General features: G+C 41.8%; 1 protein-coding gene and 8 tRNA genes. 3 read left to right on the top strand and 6 right to left on the bottom strand.

Going from position 1 to position 3,801, the window contains the following annotated elements:
• Positions 1–247 precede the first annotated feature (247 nt).
• From AC19MX_RS20990 to AC19MX_RS20965, 6 genes are all read right to left on the bottom strand, one after another.
• Positions 248–323, bottom strand: a tRNA-Val gene (locus AC19MX_RS20990).
• 31 nt (positions 324–354) lie between these two features.
• A tRNA-Val gene (locus AC19MX_RS20985) sits at positions 355–430 on the bottom strand.
• Positions 431–460: 30 nt separating this feature from the next.
• Positions 461–536: transfer RNA gene (locus tag AC19MX_RS20980), tRNA-Val, on the bottom strand.
• A gap of 42 nt (positions 537–578) precedes the next feature.
• Positions 579–654: transfer RNA gene (locus AC19MX_RS20975), tRNA-Val, on the bottom strand.
• Between the two features lie 32 nt (positions 655–686).
• Positions 687–762, bottom strand: a tRNA-Val gene (locus AC19MX_RS20970).
• 42 nt (positions 763–804) lie between these two features.
• Positions 805–880 (bottom strand) — tRNA-Val (locus AC19MX_RS20965).
• 385 nt (positions 881–1,265) lie between these two features.
• Between AC19MX_RS20965 and gltX the strand changes: the two genes are divergently transcribed.
• The 3 genes from gltX to AC19MX_RS20950 all read left to right on the top strand — a co-directional run bounded on the left by gltX (position 1,266) and on the right by AC19MX_RS20950 (position 3,565).
• On the top strand, positions 1,266–2,675 hold the full coding sequence (gltX, locus tag AC19MX_RS20960; RefSeq protein ID WP_432401729.1) for a glutamate--tRNA ligase: 1,410 nt from the start codon (positions 1,266–1,268) through the stop codon (positions 2,673–2,675).
• Between the two features lie 104 nt (positions 2,676–2,779).
• Positions 2,780–2,855, top strand: a tRNA-Ala gene (locus AC19MX_RS20955).
• Positions 2,856–3,489: 634 nt separating this feature from the next.
• Positions 3,490–3,565 (top strand) — tRNA-Glu (locus tag AC19MX_RS20950).
• Positions 3,566–3,801: the final 236 nt, after the last annotated feature.

The raw sequence follows: 3,801 nt of genomic DNA, 5'->3' as shown, positions 1-3,801 counted from the left end.
TGGACTTATCCCGTTCGATTACATCGAACACTGCTTAGAGCAATTATCCTACCCTGATTGTGACCTCAACAATCTCTTACCCTGGCAGGTTAGGCTAGACAAGGCGTAGTTCGCCGGACGCATACGTACAATTGAATTGTAACAATCGGATTAGAATAATCTAAATAAGATTTAATTACCAAAATGAGATATGAGTTTCTTAAATATGGAAAGATATTGACTAAATTTGAGGGCATAACGAAGAATATGGTGGTCGCTACTGGGCTCGAACCAGTGACCCCCTCCTTGTAAGGGAGGTGCTCTCCCAGCTGAGCTAAGCGACCTGGGATATAACGTAGATATTATGGTTTGATATGGTGGTCGCTACTGGGCTCGAACCAGTGACCCCCTCCTTGTAAGGGAGGTGCTCTCCCAGCTGAGCTAAGCGACCTGGGATATCAAGCTTTAAACGCATAAAATATGGTGGTCGCTACTGGGCTCGAACCAGTGACCCCCTCCTTGTAAGGGAGGTGCTCTCCCAGCTGAGCTAAGCGACCTGGGATATTTTACGTTTGAGTCCGACCTTTCTATTGGAGAAATGGTGGTCGCTACTGGGCTCGAACCAGTGACCCCCTCCTTGTAAGGGAGGTGCTCTCCCAGCTGAGCTAAGCGACCTGGGACTCTACACATCATTTTATCAGATTACATGGTGGTCGCTACTGGGCTCGAACCAGTGACCCCCTCCTTGTAAGGGAGGTGCTCTCCCAGCTGAGCTAAGCGACCTGGGATGTAATCAACATAAGAATATCTTCATCAATGAAGATATGGTGGTCGCTACTGGGCTCGAACCAGTGACCCCCTCCTTGTAAGGGAGGTGCTCTCCCAGCTGAGCTAAGCGACCTCATGCTGTGTGGGGCCGTATTATAGGGGGCAAGTAAAACCTGTCAACGCTTTTTAATTAAAAAAATGTCAGTCGACCTAAAATTGTTCGCTTTGATGCTTTGTTAATCAATAGATTGTTATAGATTATTTATATTCATAATCAAACTTAAATTGATTAATCGCTCTTATAAATAGCAATAACAAACTTTGTATTCAATGGCCAAAATGGATTTCTATCGTCAAGCATTCAAGCCTATTCTTTTCACTATAGATAAAGTAAATTTAAAAACTACCTCAGGTTTGCCCCCCTCACCATTTCAACTACTGAATTTGACTGTTAGAATAGCAGCACATTTTTTTGTTTGTCTTTATTTAGACGTTTATAAATAGGTTAGTGTCCGATTATGACTACTAAGACGCGTTTTGCTCCAAGTCCAACAGGCTTTCTTCATGTAGGTGGTGCTCGTACTGCACTTTATTCATGGTTGCACGCACGTGCTAACAATGGTGAATTCGTGCTTCGTATTGAAGACACTGACATTGAACGTTCAACTCAAGAAGCATGTGATGCCATTCTTGATGGTATGAACTGGTTAGGACTAACATGGGATGAAGGCCCTTATTACCAAACTAAACGTTTTGATCGTTACAACGAAATTATCGAGCAAATGCTAGATACCGGCACTGCATACAAATGCTATTGCTCGCGTGAACGCATTGAGAGCATGCGTGAAGATCAGGCTGCGCAAGGTTTGCAACAGAAATACGACGGTTGTTGTCGTAACCTTGCACCTCGTGACACTGACGAACCTTTTGTCATTCGCTTTAAAAACCCAATTGAAGGCAGTGTTATATTTGATGATCACGTTCGTGGTCGAATCGAAATTTCTAACGATATGCTTGATGATTTAATCATTAAGCGTACCGATGGCGTACCGACTTATAATTTCTGTGTTGTAGTAGATGACTGGGACATGGGTATTACCTGCGTTGTACGCGGTGAAGATCATATTAATAATACGCCACGCCAAATCAATATCCTTAAAGCATTAGGCGCACCGATCCCTGAATATGCACATGTGTCGATGATTCTAGGTGACGATGGCGCCAAATTATCTAAACGTCATGGTGCTGTGGGCGTTATGCAATACCGTGATGATGGGTATCTACCAGAAGCACTATTAAACTATCTTGTTCGCTTAGGTTGGTCTCATGGCGATCAAGAAATATTTTCAATGGAAGAGTTGAAAACGCTGTTTAAGTTAGATGATATCAATAAAGCTGCTTCAGCTTTTAATACTGATAAGCTCATTTGGTTAAACCAACATTATATCAAGTCTCTCGATCCTGTTTATGTCGCATCACATTTGCAATGGCATATGGAAGATCAGAAAATTGATACTAGTAATGGTCCAGCGTTAACTGAAATTGTTACCGCATTATCTGAACGAGCAAAAACATTAAAAGAATTAGCCGCTTCAAGCCGTTACTTCTATGAAGATTTTGATAACTTCGATGAAGCACAAGCTAAGAAGCATCTACGCGGCGTGGCACTAGAGCCTTTAACATTGTTCAATCAAAAGTTATCTGAACTAAATGATTGGAGTGTAGAGAATATTCACAACGTTATTGAAGCGACAGCGACAGAACTTGATGTGGGCATGGGTAAAGTCGGTATGCCTTTACGCGTTGCTGTTACTGGCGCAGGACAGTCTCCTGCGTTAGATTTAACCTTGTTCTTAATCGGAAAAGAAAGATCTGCACAAAGAATATCCAAAGCGATTGAATTTGTAGCAGATAGAATAAATTCCTAAAAAACGAGTTGACACTTTTGGGTATGCTGCATAGAATGCGCCTCGCAGTTGAGACATGATGTTAGATTTTTTCTAGTAGCATATTCAAAAGCATTAAGTAAGACGGGGTTATAGCTCAGCTGGGAGAGCGCTTCGCTGGCAGTGAAGAGGTCCACGGTTCGATCCCGTGTAGCTCCACCACTTACTTAACAGTCTTTAAGTAGATAATTAGCATTGATGTTTAGCCTACAGACATTAATGAGTATTCACTCGATACAGAGTATAACGTATCAAATGTGTCCCATTCGTCTAGAAATAGAAATTAGGACATCGCCCACTTTGGTTTATAAAGAGTCGGCGGTAACAGGGGTTCGAATCCTTAGGGTTTTGTTCTTCATTATAGGTAATTAGCACTGGTGTTTAGCCTACAGACATTAGTGAGTATTCACTCGATACAGAGTATAACGTATCAAATGTGTCCCATTCGTCTAGAAATTGAGCTTAGGACATCGCCCACTTTGGTTTATAAAGAGTCGGCGGTAACAGGGGTTCGAATCCTTAGGGTTTTGCACTTCATTATAGGTAATTAGCACTGGTGTTTAGCCTACAGACACCAATGAGTATTCACTCGATGCAGAGTATAACGTATCAAATGTGTCCCATTCGTCTAGAAATAGAGATTAGGACATCGCCAACTTTGGTTTATAAAGAGTCGGCGGTAACAGGGGTTCGAATCCTTAGGGTTTTGTTCTTCATTATAGGTAATTAGCACCAATGTTTAGCCTACAGACATTGATGAGTATTCACTCGATACAGAGTATAACGTATCAAATGTGTCCCATTCGTCTAGAGGCCTAGGACACCGCCCTTTCACGGCGGTAACAGGGGTTCGAATCCCCTATGGGATACCATATTTAAGATGGTTGAACATAATTCGAAACTATTGTTTTAGAAAAAACGTTTAACAATCTAAAAGCACTGATGTTTAGCCTACAGACATCAATGAGTATTCACTCGATACAGAGTATAACGTATCAAATGTGTCCCATTCGTCTAGAAATAGAGATTAGGACATCGCCAACTTTGGTTTATAAAGAGTCGGCGGTAACAGGGGTTCGAATCCTTAGGGTTTTGTTCTTCATTATAG

Source organism: Shewanella sp. MF05956 (assembly GCF_059758055.1).
The sequence above is the reverse complement of the archived record's forward strand: the minus strand, read 5'-3'. Positions and strand labels throughout refer to the sequence as shown.

What these genes read in the sequence shown, in the direction of transcription:
- gltX (WP_432401729.1), top strand. Translation starts at nt 1,266, where the DNA reads ATGACTACTAAGACGCGTTTTGCTCCAAGTCCAACAGGCTTTCTTCAT.